Origin of the sequence: Streptomyces sp. T028, from assembly GCF_048159505.1 — a bacterium.
GTDB lineage: Bacteria > Actinomycetota > Actinomycetes > Streptomycetales > Streptomycetaceae > Streptomyces.
Genome location: NZ_JBLRVZ010000042.1, coordinates 70,650 through 88,394 on the forward strand (window position 1 = coordinate 70,650; position 17,745 = coordinate 88,394).

Sequence of the window (17,745 nt, forward strand, 5' to 3'; positions counted from 1 at the left end):
CACCTCGGGGAATCGGGTCCGGAACACCTCCGGAGTCGGCCGGGTGGCGACCGGGAACCGGCCGCCTCCCCCGATCCCATCCGACGAGCGGGCCCGACGCCTCACCCGCCAGGGGCGAACCCCTGCACAGGATGGTCCGTCACAGCAGCCCGAGTTCCCGAGCCCGGCGTACCGCGTCGTGGCGTCGGTTGACGCCCAGCTTGCGGTAGGCGCTCTTGAGGTGCGTCTTGACCGTGTTCACCGAGACGTACAGGTCGGCCGCGATCTCCTCGGTGGACATCATCAGCGACAGCCGTTGCAGGACATCGCGCTCGCGCCCGCTCAGGTCCTCCACGACCACCGGGGGCCCCTCGTCGACCGGGGGCGGGGGCGTGCCGCGGGTGAGCCAGCCGCCCGCCAGTTCGCGCAGGGGGCCGGAGCGCAGGAGCGGCCGGAGCCAGGGGCCGGTCTCGAGGAAGGGCCGGCGCAGCCGGTCGCGCCGCGCCTCGCGCAGGGCCCGGGCGACGAGCCGGCGCGCGGAGGCGGGATCGCCGGTCCGGTCGGCGGCCCGGGCCCGCACCAGCGTGGCCCGGACGGTCACGGCGGGGCCACAGCGCTCCTCCGGGTGGGCCCGGTCGAGCAGATCGACCGCCGCGCCGGGCTCACCCGCCGCCAGCCGGGCCCGCGCCTCCTCCACGGCACAGGCCACCTGGTCCTCGGGCACCTCGCGCAACAGGCGTACGGCGGCCTCGGGCCGTCCCTCCGCGAGGTGCGCGGCGGAGGCGACCAGTGCGGACTGCCCCGCCGCCCAGGGCGAGACCGCTTCGGCGGTGACGGCGGGCTCCACCGTCTCGAGCGCGCCCCGGGTGTCGCCGCGGGCCAGCTGCAGCCGCGCGGTGGCGAGGGCGCGGCCGGCCTCCATGACCGGGTCGCGCAGCGCGGGATGCGACTCGGCCGCCGCGTCGAGCAGGGCCTGTGCCTCGTCCAGTTCGTTGCGGTCGACGGCCACCGCGGCCAGGACGAGCAGCCCGATGCCGGAGCCGGCCGACCGGGGCAGTCCGAACCGTTCCGTCTCGGCCATCGCCGCGCGGGCCTTGCGCTCCGCCCGGCCGGCCCAGCCGTCCAGGCAGTCGATCAGGGCCAGCCGGCCGAGGGCGTCCTCGCGCAGCAGGGCCGTCGCGGCTCCGCCGGGGCAGTCGGCGGCGGGGGCGAGGGCGGCCCGTGCCTCCTCGAACCGCCCGGCCCACAGCCGGGTCGAGCCCAGATGGGTCAGCAGCAGGGCGGTGAGTTCGGGGTGCTTGTCCAGCAGCTGGGCGGGGACCTGCCCACGCACCTTCTCGGCCAGCGCCGCGGCCGCCTCCGCCCGCGCGGGCGATCCGGTCAGTCGGGCGGCGGAGGCTTCCAGCAGAGCACAGCTGAGGCGGGCGGCCGCAACGTCATCAGGACCCGAATGGGCTCCCCCGCCCGCATGGGCTTCCCCACCGGAACCGGAACGGGCTTCCCCGCCCGCAGTGGCGACCCCGCCCGGCGAAGCAGACCCGTCCGGAGCCGTGCTCGGAGCTGCGGCCCGTTCCGCTTCCGCCAGCCCCCGCTCCGCCTGACGCAGATGGGCCAGCCCGTGCTCCAGGTCGCAGCGGGACAGATCACGGGCCGCCCGGACGAGATCCGTCGCCGGGCTGCTGACCTCGGGCCCCATCCGGGAGAACAACTCGACGAGATCGTCGGAACGCAGGCCGGTGAAGAGCTGACCTATCGCGAGGTCGTCGACGAGGGCGCTCGCGGTGAACTCCCAGTCGCCCGCGGCGGCCCCGTGCCCGAGCGTCTCCACGAGCAGGCCGGACCGCCCGAACCAGTGGGCGGCCCGCCGGTGCAGCTCGGGCTCCAGGCCGGGGGCTCGCACCCGGAGATGGGCCCGCAGGATCTCACCGAACAGCGGGTGGAGGCGGTACCAGGCGTGCCCGAGGTCCTCGACGAACGCGTTCTCCCGGTGCAGCCCGGCCAGGATCGGCTCGGAGTCGGCGCGCTCGGTCAGCGCGTTGGCCAGCTCGGGACAGAGACGTTCGAGGACGCTGACCCGCAGCAGCAGGTCCTGGACCTCCGGGCTCTGCTGCTTGAGCACCTCCGCCAGCAGGAAGTCGGCGACGGTGCTGCGGTCGGCCTCGAACTCCTTCAGGTACGTCTCCGGATCCGGGCTCTCCTGGGCGGCGAGGGCGCACAGGCGCAGGCCGGCGGCCCACCCCCGGGTGCGCTCCACGAGCGAACCCGCCGCGGGCAGGGGAAGGCTCAGCCCGTGCAGCGCGAGCAGCTCGGCCGTCTCCTCCGGGGTGAATGCCAGCTCCGCGCCCCGGATCTCCGTCAGGTCGCCGGCGGCACGGTAGCGGTGCAGCGGCAGCAGCGGTTCCGTGCGGGTGACGAGGATCAGCCGCAGGCCGCCGCCCGCGTGGTGCAGCACGAACTCCAGCTGCTGGGCGATGTCGGGGTCGTGGACCTGGTCGTACTCGTCGAGGACCAGGGTGACGGGCCGCTCCCGCGCGCTGAGATCGGCGGCGAGCCGCGCCAGCAGGGTGTGGGTGACCCGGCTCGCGTCCGCCGGACTGCCGACCCCGGCGGGCGGCGGCACCCCGGCGGTCCGCAGCGCCTCGAGCAGGTACGCCCAGAACATTCCGGGACCCGGGTCGGCGGCCTCGGTGGTGAACCAGGCGACGGTCGGCTCGCGCTCGGCCGCCCAGTCGGCGACCAGCAGGGTCTTTCCCGCACCGGCGGAGCCGTTCACCATGGTCAGCGGGGTGCCCAGAGCCTGATCGAGATGGCGCAGCAGCCGCTCCCGGCGCAGAAACGTCGCCGGCCGCGCGGGGATCGCGAACCGCGTACGCAGATACGGGTCCCCTTGGGGATCGGCCGCAAAGACCTCCGCACCCAGGGGGTCGCCTCCCGGACCCGTCACACCCGAAGACCCGGATTCCGGAGCCGTCATGCCCGGAGCCCCGGATTCCGGAGCCCTCTCGCTCTGGGGGTCGGCTCCCGCGGCCGTCCCGCCTCGGGGTTCGGCCCCCGGAGCCTTCGGCTCCGCACCGTCTTCCTCGAAACCAGCCATGCGCTCACCGCCCGGCGTCGATCGTGGGTAGCGCTCGCCTCCTCAAGCATCGCAGGGACGGCGCTACCGCGCAGCGGGAGGAAACCGCAGGTCAGGCACTCCCCGTCGACCCCAGATGCGCGCGGTACCAGGCGGCCGAGTCCACGAGGCGGGCGAGCGGGCCGGGCCCCGGCGGCCGGCCGGTCAGCTTCCAGAGCTCCTCGGCGAGGTACCAGTGGTCCTCCGCGGCCAGCGTGAACTGCCGCTCCGAGACCCGTCCCGGCACCGCCCGCAACCGCTCCAGACAGACCGGCAACGGCCAGTCGGCATCCGGCCTGGGCGGCAGCACCCCCTGGGCGGCCAGTTCGGCCAGCAGGTCGCCGATGCGCACCGGATCCGGATGCCCCGCGTGATAGACACCGGGCGGCACCGACCGCGCCCCCACGGCCACGGCGGCGATCAGCCGACCGAGATCCGCGGCGTCCACCACGGTCAGCAGCGCCCGCCCGCCGTCCCACTCCGCCGGCACCCGTTCCACCAGCTCACTCAGTGCGGGTACGACCCACCGGTCCCCGGCGCCGAGCACGATCCCGGGCCGCAGCACGACGGCCTCCGCCCAGCGCGCGTACGCCTCCCCCGCCAGCCGGGTCCGGCTCACGGCGGAGACGGGCTCGGCGGGAACCCCGTCGACCGCGACACCCCGGTGCGGTCCGCTGCCGTAGACGGCGGCGGTCGACAGATGCACCACCCGGCCGACGCCGGCCCGCGCCGCCTCCTCCATCACCAGCCGCGCGCCCTCGACGTTGACCGCCTCGCACCGCCGCTCGTCCCCGCCGACGTACGAGGCCAGATGGACGACGGTCCGGGCGCCCTCGCACAGCCCGCGCACCGCGTCCGGATCGGTGAGGTCACCGCGTACCCACTCGACGCGGCCGTCCCCCTCGGGCACACTCCGCGCCAGCGCCCGCACCCGCGGAACGGGACCGCCGTCACCGAGCTCGCCCGGATCCACCAGCGCCCGGAGCACATGCGACCCGATGAATCCGGTCGCCCCCGTCAGCACCACCGTGCCGTCGCTCTGCCGCACCGTCGCCCTCCCTCACGGCGGGCGCCCTCTCCCGCCTGCCCGTGAACGACCCGCAACCCTACGGCACTTGACGCGTCCCCTCCCGAGTGGCCCGGAAAAACAGGTCCAGGACTCACCGATTGGCCTTGGCCGACAGCGGGACCGACCCCCTACCGTCACCGCCATGCGGATTCGAATCGTCGACGCCTTCACCGACCACCCCTTCGCCGGAAACCCGGCCGGGGTCCTGCTCCTCGACGCCTTCCCCGGCGACGACCTGCTCCAGAACGTGGCCCTGGAGGTCAACCACGCCGAGACGGCCTTCGCCCACCCGCTCCCGCCGGACGGTGAGGCGGACTGGGCATTGCGCTGGTTCACGCCGGTCGCCGAGGTCGACCTGTGCGGCCACGCCACCCTGGCCACGGCCCATGTCCTGCACAGCACGGGCGCCCACACCGGCCCGGTGCGGTTCGCCACCCGCAGCGGCGTCCTCGTCGCGATCCCGGCCCAGGACGGCTCGATCACCCTGGACTTCCCGACCGCGCCACTCACCCCGGTCGAGCTGCCGGACGGGGTCGCCGAGGCCCTGGGCGCCGAACCGCTCACCGCCTTCGACACCGGTCCGCACGTGGGCGACCTGCTGGTCGAGCTGGCCGACGAGAAGACCGTCCACGCCCTGCGTCCGGACCACAGGGCGCTCGGCGCGTACTCGCGGCGCGGCATCATCGCCACGGCCCGCGCCGAGAACCCCGAGCTCGGCTATGACTTCGTCTCCCGCTGCTTCTTCCCGAACGTCGGCATCGACGAGGACCCGGTCACCGGCAGCGCCCACACCGCGCTGGCCCCGTACTGGACCGAGCGCCTCGGCCGTACGCCCCTCACCGGCCTGCAGGCCTCCCCCCGCTCCGGCCGGGTCCGCACCGAACTGCGCGGTGAGCGGACCCTGCTGACCGGCCGCGCGGTGACGGTCGTCGAGGGCGAGCTGCTGGCCTGGTGAGCGCCCGGCGGCTCAGGGCGTCGGCAGCCAGGGCACCTTCCCGGCGAGCAGCGCGTACCCCACGAACGCGCCGATGTCGAGCAGTGAATGGGCCGCCACCAGCGGCCCGACCCGCCCCCAGCGCCGGTACAGCCAGACGAACACCACGCCCATCACCATGTTGCCGATGAACCCGCCGACGCCCTGGTACAGGTGGTACGAGCCGCGCAGCACGGCGCTGGCCATCAGCGCCGTACCGGGAGTCCAGCCCAGTTGTCCGAGGCGGCGCAGCAGATAGCCGACCACGATGACCTCTTCGAGGATCGCGTTCTGCAGTGCCGACATGATCAGGACGGGGTACTTCCACCACACGTCCGGCAGGGCCTCGGGCACCACGGTGAGGTTGAAGCCGAGCTCCCTGGCCAGCAGATAGAAGGCGATGCCGGTGCTGCCGATGACGGCCGCGACCCCGGCGCCGCGCCCCAGGTCCGACCAGGGCCGGCTGCGGTCGAAGCCGAGCGTCCGCAGCCCGCTCTGCCCCTCCCGCACCAGCAGGTGCGCGACGAGCGCGACCGGGACCAGCGCCGAGGCGATCCCGAACAGCTGCCAGGCGAGGTCCAGCCAGGGCCGCCCCGGCGCGGCCGACGCGTTGAGCGTCGCCGCCTGGTCCTTCAGCCCACCCGGCTTGGTGACCGACCCGATGAAACTGATCAGGGCGGAGACCCCACTGGCACCGAGCGAAAGCCCCAGCACAAGCAACGTCTCGTCCCGAAAGATCCGCCGAGACGGCCGCTCGTCGTACACCTCGCCCACCCACACACCCACTTCCGCTCAAGGGACACCACAGCTTGCCCCACGCCACGAAAGCAAGTGGAACCACCCCCGACCTATCAGCCCACGGGCTGCATGCCTCCCTGAAGGGGCGCGAGGAACTGCGCGACCAGCCCCCACCGGCCGGCACCCGAACACCCGGCCGTACCCACCCTCACCTGACAGCGGCAGCTTCCGGCACCCCCACAGGCCACGTATGCACCGCCTCCCCCACACGCATCAGCTCCGCATAGCGCCGCGTCATCGCGGCCAGCGCCGCATCCCGCGACAGCCCCGCCTCCACGCCCCGCCGAAACGTCGCGACCTGCCACGTCGCCCCGTTCACCCGCCGCCGGCACCGCTCCTCGATCACCCCGAGGTAGTAGTCCCGATCGGCCGGCTCCACCCCCCACGCGTCCAGCCCGGCCTCCGCCAGCGGCAGCAGTTCCTCCCGTACGAGACTGACCGCGTCCACCTCGCCCACTCCCCCGAGCCGCCCGCGCCGCGGCCACTGCAGCTTCGCGTCGATGCCGTACCGGCACGCCGCGTCGAAGTTCGCCTCGGCCACCTCGAACGGCAGCCGGGACCACACCGGCCGCGCGTCCTCGGCGAGGGCGCGGACGACGCCGTAGTAGAAGGCCGCGTTGGCGATCACATCGGTCACGGTGGGCCCGGCGGGCAGCACCCGGTTCTCCACCCTGAGGTGGGGGACACCGTCGGCGATGCCGTACACGGGCCGGTTCCAGCGGTAGACGGTCCCGTTGTGCAGGACCAGCTCGGCCAGGGACGGGATCCCGCCCGCCTCCAGCGCCTCCAGCGGGTCCTCCTCGTCGCACAGGGGCAGCAGCGCGGGGAAGTACCGCAGGTTCTCCTCGAACAGCTCGTACGCCGAGCTGATCCACCGCTCCCCGAACCAGGTCCGCGGCCGTACGCCCTGTGCCTGGAGCTCGGGCGGGCGGGTGTCGGTGGCCTGCGTGAACAGCGGGGGCCGGGACTCGCGCCACAGCTCGCGGCCGAACAGGAAGGGCGAGTTGGCACCCACGGCGATCTGCGCGGCGGTGACGGCCTGGGCGGCGTTCCACACGTCGGCGAAGCGGGCCGGGGTGACCTGGAGGTGCAGTTGCACGGAGGTGCAGGCGGCCTCCGGCACGATCGACTTCGAGGTGCACGACAACCGCTCCACGCCCTCGATGTCCAGGGCGAAGTCCTCACCCCGCGCGGCCACGATCTGGTCGTTGAGAAGGGTGTAGCGGTCGACGTCTGAAAGATTGCTGGAGACCAGATCGTCACGGTCGAGAGTCGGCAGAATACCGATCATCACGATTCCCGCGTCGACCTCACCCGCCTTTCGATGGGCATATGCCAGTGACGTACGGAGTTCCTCGGCAAGCCGGTCGAATACCCGCCCACCCAATCGGTGTGGAGCTATGTTGACTTCCAGGTTGAACATGGCGAGTTCTGTTTGGAAATCTCGGCTCGCGATCCGCTCGAGTACTTCACCATTCAGCATTTTCGGCAGGCCGTCGGCGCCCGCGAGATTCAGCTCGATCTCGAGCCCCATGAGGTTCTTCGGCCGGTCGAAGCGCTCCTGGGCCAGAAGCCGCTCCAGCCCCGTCAGGCACCTTCGGAGCTTGTCGCGGTACTGCTGCCGATCGGACAGGTCGAACGCGCCCGCCACGACCTTCTCCCCCATCGAAGCGTCCCTCCTCGCATGGGCGGGCCGGGGATCCGGCCGCCGGTCTCCCGGGTCAGGTGGGATGATGCCCAGCCGGACCGATCGATAACGTCCCCACCGGCTCCCGCCACCCGCTAGTCTGGCCGGAAGTGCCGGGGCTGTCCGGAGGCACATTCACGGGGCAAGCGACAGAAGGCTCTTTCACGAACTCCGGAACTCGCGCTCGGGAACTCGTGAAAAAGTCCGACGAGAATGGGCCGACCACAGCGCGCGTATATCCCGAGGTCATCGCGGCGTCGGCCGCTCTGAATCGGGATGATTCACACGTATCGCCGACCGAATGGACTCTTGCCGGGTGTCCCGGAATCGGCTAGACGAAACACAGTCTCAACACGTGTCGTATAAACTCCTCGCACAAGGCGGAGAAGGTGGCCCCGTGGTCGAAGGAGCCTGTCGTCCGGGTGGCGGCAGGCCGCTGGCGCACCCCGGCTGTCCGAAGACCCCGGCCCCCCGCCTCTCCGACCCTGACGAGAGCTAGCTGACAGCGCCGTCCGCCCCCGCCCTCGCGCCACCGCCTGTGAATGAGAGGCGACCCATCATGCCGCTGCATGTCCCCCCGGCTCCCGCGCCCGCCCTGCGCTCCGTCCTCACGGCCCTCGGTTCCCCCACCGCGGTCCGCGAGGCACGAACTCCGTCCCTGCGCACCGCCCAGGACGAGGCCACCCCCGAACTCCCGCTGCCGCTGCACGTCCTGGACCGGATCACCCCCGAGGGCGTGTCCACGACCCGGCTGGCCGGCTGGCGGTTCCTGATCCGCTGCGGCGACCGGGCCGTGGCGGCGGCCGAGACCCGACTGACCCCGGACGGCTGGGCGTTCTCCCACTTCTTCGAGGGTCCCTACATCGCCTCCACCGAACGGGCCCTGCGGCAGGCCGAGTCGGCGACCCTGCCGTACCAGGCGCGGCTGCTGTCGGTTCCCGGGCTCTACATGCTCACGCTCTGGCTGCACGGCGACACCGACAGCGACGGCACCACCGGTCACCCCGCCGCGACCGACCTGCTGGTGCCACTGGCCCCGGCGCCGCCCGGGATCGCCGCCCATCGCGCCCACCGCGTCGCCGAGTTGCTCCCGGTGCTGACCCTCCGGGTGCCCCCGTCCGCGCCACCGCCCCTGCTCGGCTCACCCGCCTGACGCCGGACGGCGAACACGCGAACCGCAAGACCCCCGTACCCCGGCCCCGGTGCCGGGGTACGGTGCCGTCCACGGCGTTCGTCCCCGCTTCCCTGTCCGGACTAGCCCTATCCGGCCACCGGAAACCACCCGAAGTGACAGTGCGGTTGAGATGAACCGCCCGCGCGGGTGACGCGTCATGAACCTGTGAGAGGCGGTGCCGCGAAATCCCTGCGGAACGACGTCCGTGGGGCAACACTGGGTTCCGACCGACTTATCACAACGGGGGGCGGCCATGAAGGACGTACACGACGCTTCACGCCGCGGGACAGACACGACAACATCCACCTCAGACATCACGCCAGAGCGGAAGAACCCATCCATGTGCCAGCACCAGCCACCGTGCCCGACAGCAACCTCCGCCGACCGGGAGTCCGCCCGACTCGTGGCGCACCACCCGGAGCAGGGCTGGAGCCTGCTGTGCAACGGCGTCCTCCTCTTCGAGGACACCGGTGAGCTCCTGCCGGACGGCCAGGTCATCGCCCCGCACCGGGTCACGACCGCAGCCTGAGCACCACTCGGACGGCGCGGGACCGCCGTCCGGGGACTTCGAGGGGCCGGACCGCAGTCGGCAGCTGCGAACCGGCCCCGACGCGTGTCCGCGCCCGCTCACTCCTCGTAGCCCCTGCCTTCCCTTCCGTACGCACGCGTTTTCCGGAAGACTCCTGGAAGTTTCGGCACCGCGCTCGGAACGAGGCGACGGAGGTGGGGGAATGACAGCGGACGAGCCGGTTGTGACGGCTGACGACACAGCACCCGCGGCGCGGGGCAAGGTCACCATCACGGAGATCGCCCGCCGGGCCGGCGTCTCGGTGCCGACCGTCTCCCGGGTGGTCAACGGCCGCTCCGACGTCTCGCCACGCACCCGCGCCCGCGTCGAGGAACTGCTGCGGGAGCACGGCTACCGCAAGCGCCCCGCCGCCCCCTCCGCGACCCGCGCGGCCCTGCTCGACCTGGTCTTCAACGACCTCGACAGCCCCTGGGCGGTGGAGATCATCCGAGGTGTGGAGGAGGTCGCCCACGCGGCCGGGGTGGGCACGGTGGTGTCCGCGATCCACGGCCGTTCCGGCGACGCCCGCGAGTGGATGCGCAATCTGCGCGCCCGCGCCTCCGACGGCGTCATTCTGGTCACCTCGGCCCTGGAACCCACGCTGCACGAGCAGTTGCGCGTCCTGGGCGTCCCGCTGGTGGTCGTCGACCCGATGGGCTCCCCCGCCCTGGACACCCCTGCGATCGGCGCCGCCAACTGGTCCGGCGGCCTCGCCGCCACCCAGCACCTGCTCGCCCTCGGCCACCGCCGTATCGGCCTGATCGCGGGCCCGCCCCGGCTGCTGTGCTCCCGCGCCCGCCACGACGGCTACCGCGCCGCCCTGGAAGCGGCCGGCCTCGCCGTCGACGAGACCCTCGTCGTCCCCGGCGACTTCCACCCCGAGTCGGGCTTCACCGGCTGCGCGGCCCTCCTCGACCTCCCCGAACCACCGACCGCGCTCTTCGCGGCCAGCGACCAGATGGCGCTCGGCGCGATCGAGGCCCTACGCCGGCGCGGGCTGCGCGTCCCGGAGGACATGAGCGTGGTCGGTTTCGACGACCTTCCGGAAGTCCGCTGGTCGGCACCGCCGCTGACCACCGTCCGCCAACCCCTCGCCGACATGGGCAAACTGGCCGCCCGCACGGTCCTGCGCCTGGCCCGCGGCGAGCACCCCGACTCACCGCGGGTGGAACTGGGCACCGAGCTGGTGGTCCGATCGAGCACCGCACCACCCCGAGGCGCTAGCTGAGCGCCTCGCGGATCGCGGTGTACGCGGGCTTCGGCGCGAGCTGCTCGTCCCAGGGCAGGGCCGCTCCCTGACCGGGGAAGAACGCGGGAATCCACGAGTACTTGTCGGTGTAGTCCCACACGGTGATCCCCACGCACCGCCGCACCGCGAGGCAGGCCTCGGTCAGATCGCCGTACCACTCGGCCTGCTGGGCCAGCTTCTCCCCGGTCGCGGGCAACAGCATCCGTACGTCGACCTCGGTGAGCGCGGTGTCGAGACGGAGGCGGGCGAAGCGGCGGAGGTTGTCCTCCAGGGTGGTCGGATAGCCGTACTGCAGGGCGAGATGGGCCTGCAGGCCGATGCCGTGCAGCGGGACGCCCTGTGCCTTCAGCTCCCTGGCCAAGCGGTAGTAGGCGTCGCTCTTCGGGCCGACGGCCTCGATGTTGTAGTCGTTGAGGTACAGCTTGGCCTTCGGGTCGGCCTGGTGGGCCCAGCGCAGGGCGTCGGCGATGTAACCGGGGCCGAGGGTCTTGTAGAAGACCGTCTCGCGGTAGGTGCCGTCCTCGTTGAACGCCTCGTTGACGACGTCCCAGGCATAGACCTTGCCCCGGTAGTGGCGCACCTCGGTCTGGATGTGGTTCTTCAGGACCGCGCGCAGTTCGTCGGCCGTCCACTGCGTGCCCGTGAGCCAGCCGGGCAACTGGCTGTGCCAGACGAGGGTGTGGGCGCGCACCTTCTGGTGGTTGGCCCGTGCGAGGTTCACGATCTCGTCGCCCTTGGTCCAGTCGAAGATGCCCTGCTGCGGCTCGGTGGCGTACCACTTCATGCCGTTGCCGGGGGTGATCATGTCGAACTCGCTGCCGAGGATCTCCGTGTAGGCGGTGTCGGTGAGTTCGGGGTTGTCGGTGGCGCTGCCGAAGTAGCGGCCGTGGCGCTCGGCCAGGTCCGCGAGGGTGGTCCGGGGTTTCTCGTGGGCCTGGGCGGCGGGCCCCGCGGCGATCCCGGCGGCGACCAGGACGGCGGAGAGTGCTCCGGCGAGTCTCAGCCGGGTGCGGGAGGTGCTGGACATGGTGCGACTCCTCACGGTCGGTGGGGCGTGGGCAGGCGCGGTCAGGGCCGGGCGCGGGTCATCCCTTCGTGGCGCCGGCGGCGAGACCGCCGACGAGCTGACGCTCGGCGACGGAGTAGAAGGCCAGGGCGGGAACCATGGCGAGGACGAGATAGGCGAAGATCCGGGCGTACTCGGAGGAGTACTGGCCCTGGAACTGCTGCACGCCGATCGGCAGCGTCCACCAGGTGGGCTCGTTGAAGACCAGGAGCGGCAGGAAGAAGTTGTTCCAGCTGGCGACGACGGCGAGCACGGAGACCGTGCCGAGCGCGGGCCGGGCCATGGGCAGCAGGATCCGCCAGAAGAAGCCGAGCGGCCCGCATCCGTCGAGGGTCGCGGCCTCCTCCAGCTCGGCCGGGATCTCACGGAAGAAACCGCGCAGGATGACGATCGTCATCGGCAGCCCGAAGGCCGCCTGCGGCAGGATCACCCCGAGCGGGTTGTCCAGCAGATCCATCGAGCGCAGCAGCAGGAACAGCGGCAGGACCGCCACCGCGAAGGGGAACATCAGCCCCATCGTGAACAGGGTGAACAGCAGCTCACGGCCCCGGAAGGCGAACCGGGCGAAGGAGAACGCGGCGAGCGCGGACACCGCGACCACCACCACCGTCGTACCGACCGCGATCACCGTGCTGGAGCCGAGCAGCTGCCAGAAGGAGCGTGCGCCGAGGATGTCGGTGTAGTTGGACGTGACCCACGGGTCGGGCAGCCCGAAGGGGTTGCGGGAGAGCTGGTCGGTCGACTTGAAGCCGGACAGCACGGCGTACAGCAGCGGTACGGCCATCACCGCGCCGACGACCACCAGCACGGCGTGCACGGGAAGGGTCCGGCCTGTCCTGCGGGCGCTCACGAGCCGCCTCCTCGCATGGTCGTGGTGGCGCCCTCCAGATCGCGGCGGAGCACGAACCGCTGGTAGGCGAGGGCGAAGACGAGACTGATGCCGAACATGACCACGCTGATCGCGCTGGCGTAGCCGACCTGGTAGCGCTTGAAGCCGTACTGGAACATGGTCACGGCCATCGTCTCGGAGTGGTGGTCGGGACCGCCCGCGGTGACGATCCACACGAGGTCGAAGAGCTGGATGGCCCCGATCACCGACAGGAACACGCTGATCCGCAGGGTCGGTGCGAGCAGCGGCAGCGTGACGTTGCGGAACCGCTGCCAGGGCCCGGCCCCGTCGATGAGCGCGGCCTCGGTCAGCTCGGCGGGGATGGACTGCAGTCCGGCCAGGTAGAGCATCATGTGGAAGCCGAAGTACTTCCAGGTCATGACGAGGAAGAGGGTGGCCATGACGGTGGACGGGTCGGCGAACCACTGCCCGCCGAGCCCGTCGAGGCCCACGGCGCCCAGCAGATGGTCGGCGAGCCCGTCGTCGGGGGCGAAGATCATGCTGAACAGCACGCCGGTGATCGCCTCGGAGAGGATGTACGGCGCGAAGAACAGCATCCGGTAGACCGCCCGGCCGCGGATCCTCTGGTTGAGCGCGACCGCGAGGGCGAGCGCGAAGGGCAGCTGGAGCAGCAGGGAGAGCCCGACCAGGACGAGACAGCGCCACAGGTCGCCGAGGAACACCGGGTCCTGGAAGAGCCGGGTGAAGTTGTCGCCGCCGACGAAGTCCTCGGGCATCCCGAAGCCGCCCCAGCGGAAGAACGCGGCGTACAGAGCGAACAGCATCGGCAGCAGCACGAGCGTGCCGAACAGCACCAGGGCGGGCACCTGGAAGCCGACGGCGGTGAGCCAGTGCAGCATTCGGCGTCGGGTCCGGCCGGCGGCCGCGGGGAGGGGCGGCGGCCGGCCGGTGTCCGGGGCGCTGCGCTTGTCCGGGAGATAGGTCGAGGCCATCCGGCTACTGCTCTTCCTTCGCGACCTTGGTGATCGACTCGGTGACCTGCTGGGGTGACTTGGATCCGGCGATGAGTCCGGCGACGCTGTCGTTGACCTCCTGGCCGACGGCGGGCGCGTACGCCTGGTCGAGATAGAGCTGGAAGCCGGTGGCGGCCTTCAACTGGGCCTGTACGGCGGACAGGTTGGGGTCGGTGAGGGCGCTCTCGGCGGCGGGTACGACGGGCAGCACGCCCGTCTTCTTGACCAGCTCGGTGTCGGTGGTGGCCGAGGCGAAGAACTTCAGGAAGTCGACGGCCGCCTGCGGGGCGCCCTTGCGCAGCGCGTGCCCGCCGCCTCCGCCGAACACCTCGGTGATCGCGCCCTGCCCGCCCTCCACCGCCGGGAACGGGAAGAACCCGAGGTCGGCCCCGAGCCCCTTGCCGGCGTCGGCCTCGACCACCGGCGCCCACTGGCCCATCAGCTCCATGGCCGCCTTGCCGTTGCCCATGGTCGCGGCCTGGCCGGTGGGCGTGCTGTAGGCCGCGCCGAGGAAGCCCTTCTGGAACGGCTGGAGGTCGACGAGCTCCTGGAGGTGCTGACCGGCCTGCACGAACCCGTCCCCGGTGAAGTCCTTGTCGTCGTTCGCCTTCCGCAGCGCGTCGATCCCTGCGGTGCGCATGGCGAGATAGGCCCAGTAGTACATGCCCGGCCACTTCTCCTTGCCGGCCAGGGCGAGCGGGGTGATCCCGGCGGACTTCAGCTTCTTCACGGCGTCCAGGAAGCCGGACCAGGTGGTGGGGGGAGCGCTGAGGCCGGCCTTCTCGAAGAGCGCCTTGTTGTACCAGAAGCCGATCATGCCGATGTCGAACGGGATGCCGTAGACCTTGTCGTCGAACAGGTACGGCTCCCGGGCGACGGAGAGCAGCCCGTCCCCCCACCCCTTGCTCCTGTCGGTCAGGTCCTCGACGAGCCCGGCGTCGATCTGCTGCTTCAGGACACCGCCGCCCCAGGTGTGGAAGATGTCGGGCAGCTTCCCGGAGGCGGTCAGCGCGGTCATCTTCGACTTGTAGGGGTCGTTCTCCAGCTGGACGATCTTGATCTTGACCTTGGGGTTCTGGGCCTCGAACTGCTTGGCGAGGCCGGCCCAGACGCCCTTGGTGGGCTGGGTGGTGGAGATGTTCCACCACTCGATCGTGGTCGTCCCCGACGACCCTCCGTCCGAGTCGCCGCCGCAGCCGCTCAGTGCCGTCATGCTCGCCCCGGCCGCGGCGGAGGCCGCCAGGAAGCCGCGGCGGGACAGTGCCGGGTCGCCCATCATGCGCTCCTTGGTAGATCGAAAGTTTCGAACCATATCCAGAAAGCTTCGCTGCTGCCGCACCCTAGAGACACCCTCCGAGGGGTGGCAAGCCCTTGAACACAGGGAATCCGAGCGCTTGTTCAAGAGAGTGACCCGCGCGGCCCAACCGAAGGCGTCGAAACATTCGACTCCATGAGCGAACATTACGAAGCGTCCTGACGACGGTGCGCGATGACCGGAAACCGCCCCGGGCGCCCGCGCCGCACGTCCACCCGGCGAGCAGTCTTAACGGAAGCTTGACGCCGTCCGCCCCATGATCCGCGGGCCTGTACGTCACTCTCCGCTTACCCTGATTCCGCCGTCCGCGTGATGGCCGAAACCGCACGCCGGAGCCGCACCCAGGAGCACGCCGATGGCCACGACCGAGCACCCTCCCCCCAGTCGCCTGCGCGCCTGGATGCTGGAGGGCCTGTCCGACATGGGCAAGGGTCAGGGCCGAGAGGCTCCCCCGGCCGCCGAGGCGGAGGCCGAGCCCGAGCACAAGGGCCAGCGCTGGTACCGGGTGATGTGCCTGACCGGTGTGGACTACTTCTCCACCCTCGGTTACCAGCCGGGCATCGCGGCCCTCGCGGCCGGTCTGTTGTCACCCATCGCGACCATCGTCCTGGTGATCGTCACCCTGGCCGGCGCCCTGCCGGTCTACCGGCGGGTGGCCGAGGAGAGCCCGCACGGCGAGGGCTCGATCGCGATGCTGGAACGGCTGCTGTCCTTCTGGCAGGGCAAGCTGTTCGTGCTGACCCTGCTGGGCTTCGCCGCCACCGACTTCCTCATCACCATCACCCTGTCGGCCGCCGACGCCTCCACCCACCTGGTGGAGAACCCCCACCTGGCCGACGCACTGCACGACAAGCAGCTGATCATCACCCTCGCGCTGGTGGCCCTGCTCGGCGCGGTGTTCCTCAAGGGCTTCCTGGAGGCCATCGGCGTCGCGGTCGCCCTGGTGGTGGCCTACCTCGGCCTGAACGCGGTCGTGGTGGCGGTCGGCCTGTGGCACGTGTTCACCGAGGGCCATGTGGTCACCGACTGGACGAGCGCCCTGACCGCCGAGCACGGCAACGTCTTCGCGATGATCGGCGTGTCCCTGCTGGTCTTCCCCAAGCTGGCGCTGGGCCTGTCCGGCTTCGAGACCGGCGTCGCGGTCATGCCGCACGTCCAGGGCGACCCCCAGGACACCGAGGAGAGCCCGAAGGGCCGCATCCGGGACACCAAGAAGCTGCTCACCACCGCCGCGCTGATCATGAGCGTCTTCCTGATCGCCACCAGCTTCATCACCACCTGGCTGATCCCGGAGAAGGATTTCGAGTCCGGCGGCCAGGCCAACGGGCGCGCCCTCGCCTATCTGGCCCACGAGTACCTGGGCAACGCCTTCGGCACGGTCTACGACATCTCGACCATCGCGATCCTCTGGTTCGCCGGCGCCTCCGCCATGGCCGGGCTGCTCAACCTGATGCCCCGCTACCTCCCCCGCTACGGCATGGCCCCGCACTGGGCCCGCGCGGTGCGCCCGATGGTCATCGTCTTCACCCTCGTCGCCTTCCTGGTCACCTGGATCTTCGACGCCGACGTCGACGCCCAGGGCGGCGCCTACGCCACCGGCGTCCTGGTGCTGATGTCCTCGGCCGCCATCGCCGTGACCATCGCCGCCCGCCGCGCCGGGCAGCGGGGCTGGACCATCGGCTTCGCGACCGTCTCGGCGGTCCTGCTCTACGTCACCGGCGCCAACGTCGTCGAACGCCCCGACGGCGTCAAGATCGGCGCCTGCTTCATCGCCGGCATCATCCTCGTCTCCCTCCTCTCCCGGCTGGCCCGCGCCTTCGAGCTCCGCGTGACGAGCGTGACCCTGGACGACATGGCGGAACGTTTCATCCGGGACATGGCCAGCCGCAAGATACGGTTCATCGCCAACGAGCCCGACCAGCGCGACAAGGCCGAGTACCGCGACAAGATCGAACAGATCCGCGAGGACCACGACCTCCCCGGCGAGGACTTCGTCTTCGTCGAGGTGACCGTCCTGGACCCCTCCGAGTTCGAGGCGGGTCTGACGGTCCGCGGCGAGGTCCTGCACAACCGCTACCGCGTCCTGACCCTGGAGTCCTCCTCCATCCCGAACGCCCTGGCCGCGCTGCTGCTGTACACCCGCGACAGCACCGGCTGCACGCCGCACATCTACTTCGAGTGGACCGAGGGCAACCCGTTCGCCAACTTCCTGCGCTTCTTCCTCTTCGGCCAGGGCGAGGTCGCCCCGGTCACCCGCGAGGTGCTGCGCGAGGCCGAACCGGACCGGGCACGCCGGCCGCGGGTCCACACCGGCTGAGGGCGTCCACCGGCTGAGGGCGTCCACCGGCTGAGGGCGTCCACCGGCTGAGGGCCCGAGGGCGGCGGCCTCGCTTCCGGCCCTATCGTGACCCGCATGCAGAGCTACACAATCGGCCAGGCGGCACGGCTGCTCGGCGTGAGCCCCGACACCGCGCGCCGCTGGGCGGACGCGGGCCGGGTGGCGACCCATCGGGACGAGGCCGGACGGCGTCTCATCGACGGCAAGGACCTCGCCGCGTTCTCGGTCGCCCTCGCCCGCACCGACAACGCCGAAGAGGACGCCCCCTACACCTCGGCCCGCAACGCCTTCCCCGGCATCGTCACCGCGATCAAGCTCGGCGATGTCGCCGCCCAGGTGGAGATCCAGGCCGGCCCGCACCGCCTGGTCTCCCTGCTGACCCGGGAGGCCGTCGAGGAGCTGGGCCTGGAGGTCGGCATGGAGGCCACCGCCCGCGTGAAGTCGACGAACGTGCACATCGACCGCGTCTGAGCAGCGGCGGCCCGCCCCCGGAACGGGTGGGTCCGCCATCGCCGTACGAACGCACATGCACACCCATCACCCACATCACCCCG

14 protein-coding genes are annotated in these 17,745 nt (G+C 71.5%); 6 read left to right on the forward strand and 8 right to left on the reverse strand.

Translation table 11 applies throughout. The features are described 5' to 3' along the window. Positions 1-139 precede the first annotated feature (139 nt). Both ACLZN2_RS36180 and ACLZN2_RS36185 read right to left on the reverse strand, forming a co-directional pair. Positions 140-2,953: a LuxR C-terminal-related transcriptional regulator gene (locus ACLZN2_RS36180; protein WP_416983756.1), complete on the reverse strand. Its 2,814-nt coding sequence runs from the start codon at positions 2,951-2,953 to the stop codon at positions 140-142. A 211-nt stretch (positions 2,954-3,164) separates the two neighbouring features. After that, positions 3,165-4,139: an NAD-dependent epimerase/dehydratase family protein gene (locus tag ACLZN2_RS36185; protein WP_416983757.1), complete on the reverse strand. Its 975-nt coding sequence runs from the start codon at positions 4,137-4,139 to the stop codon at positions 3,165-3,167. A 163-nt stretch (positions 4,140-4,302) separates the two neighbouring features. On the opposite strand from ACLZN2_RS36185, the gene ACLZN2_RS36190 reads away from it, so the two are divergent. Beyond that, on the forward strand, positions 4,303-5,115 hold the full coding sequence (locus ACLZN2_RS36190; RefSeq protein WP_416983759.1) for a PhzF family phenazine biosynthesis protein: 813 nt from the start codon (positions 4,303-4,305) through the stop codon (positions 5,113-5,115). Positions 5,116-5,127: 12 nt separating this feature from the next. On the opposite strand, the gene ACLZN2_RS36195 is transcribed toward ACLZN2_RS36190, so the two are convergent. Continuing rightward, on the reverse strand, positions 5,128-5,907 hold the full coding sequence (locus ACLZN2_RS36195; protein WP_416983760.1) for a CPBP family intramembrane glutamic endopeptidase: 780 nt from the start codon (positions 5,905-5,907) through the stop codon (positions 5,128-5,130). A 172-nt stretch (positions 5,908-6,079) separates the two neighbouring features. Continuing rightward, positions 6,080-7,597 carry a glutamate--cysteine ligase gene (locus ACLZN2_RS36200; protein WP_416983761.1) on the reverse strand — a complete coding sequence of 506 codons (1,518 nt, stop codon included), beginning with the start codon at positions 7,595-7,597 and terminating at the stop codon, positions 6,080-6,082. Between the two features lie 580 nt (positions 7,598-8,177). Between ACLZN2_RS36200 and ACLZN2_RS36205 the strand changes: the two genes are divergently transcribed. The 3 genes from ACLZN2_RS36205 to ACLZN2_RS36215 all read left to right on the forward strand — a co-directional run bounded on the left by ACLZN2_RS36205 (position 8,178) and on the right by ACLZN2_RS36215 (position 10,588). After that, positions 8,178-8,771, forward strand: coding sequence for a hypothetical protein (locus tag ACLZN2_RS36205; protein ID WP_416983762.1), 594 nt, complete (start codon positions 8,178-8,180; stop codon positions 8,769-8,771). A 361-nt stretch (positions 8,772-9,132) separates the two neighbouring features. Continuing rightward, on the forward strand, positions 9,133-9,321 hold the full coding sequence (locus ACLZN2_RS36210) for a DUF5999 family protein (protein WP_133917929.1): 189 nt from the start codon (positions 9,133-9,135) through the stop codon (positions 9,319-9,321). A gap of 202 nt (positions 9,322-9,523) precedes the next feature. Beyond that, positions 9,524-10,588 (forward strand): LacI family DNA-binding transcriptional regulator, encoded by a 1,065-nt coding sequence (locus tag ACLZN2_RS36215; RefSeq protein ID WP_416983764.1) that lies wholly within the window; start codon positions 9,524-9,526, stop codon positions 10,586-10,588. Here the strand turns inward: ACLZN2_RS36215 and ACLZN2_RS36220 are convergent. From ACLZN2_RS36220 to ACLZN2_RS36235, 4 genes are all read right to left on the reverse strand, one after another. Next, positions 10,581-11,636 carry an endo-1,4-beta-xylanase gene (locus tag ACLZN2_RS36220; RefSeq protein WP_416983765.1) on the reverse strand — a complete coding sequence of 352 codons (1,056 nt, stop codon included), beginning with the start codon at positions 11,634-11,636 and terminating at the stop codon, positions 10,581-10,583. The genes ACLZN2_RS36215 and ACLZN2_RS36220 overlap by 8 nt on opposite strands. A gap of 58 nt (positions 11,637-11,694) precedes the next feature. After that, positions 11,695-12,459 carry a carbohydrate ABC transporter permease gene (locus ACLZN2_RS36225; RefSeq protein WP_416983786.1) on the reverse strand — a complete coding sequence of 255 codons (765 nt, stop codon included), beginning with the start codon at positions 12,457-12,459 and terminating at the stop codon, positions 11,695-11,697. Positions 12,460-12,521: 62 nt separating this feature from the next. Next, positions 12,522-13,517, reverse strand: a complete 996-nt coding sequence (locus tag ACLZN2_RS36230) for a carbohydrate ABC transporter permease (RefSeq protein WP_416983766.1) — start codon at positions 13,515-13,517, stop codon at positions 12,522-12,524. A gap of 4 nt (positions 13,518-13,521) precedes the next feature. After that, on the reverse strand, positions 13,522-14,814 hold the full coding sequence (locus ACLZN2_RS36235; protein ID WP_416983787.1) for an extracellular solute-binding protein: 1,293 nt from the start codon (positions 14,812-14,814) through the stop codon (positions 13,522-13,524). 394 nt (positions 14,815-15,208) lie between these two features. Here ACLZN2_RS36235 and ACLZN2_RS36240 point away from each other — a divergent pair, with 394 nt between their 5' ends. Both ACLZN2_RS36240 and ACLZN2_RS36245 read left to right on the forward strand, forming a co-directional pair. Further along, positions 15,209-17,170, forward strand: a complete 1,962-nt coding sequence (locus ACLZN2_RS36240) for an amino acid transporter (protein ID WP_416983768.1) — start codon at positions 15,209-15,211, stop codon at positions 17,168-17,170. Between the two features lie 96 nt (positions 17,171-17,266). Further along, complete coding sequence (locus ACLZN2_RS36245) at positions 17,267-17,662, forward strand: TOBE domain-containing protein (protein ID WP_416983770.1); 396 nt, start codon at positions 17,267-17,269, stop codon at positions 17,660-17,662. Positions 17,663-17,745: the final 83 nt, after the last annotated feature.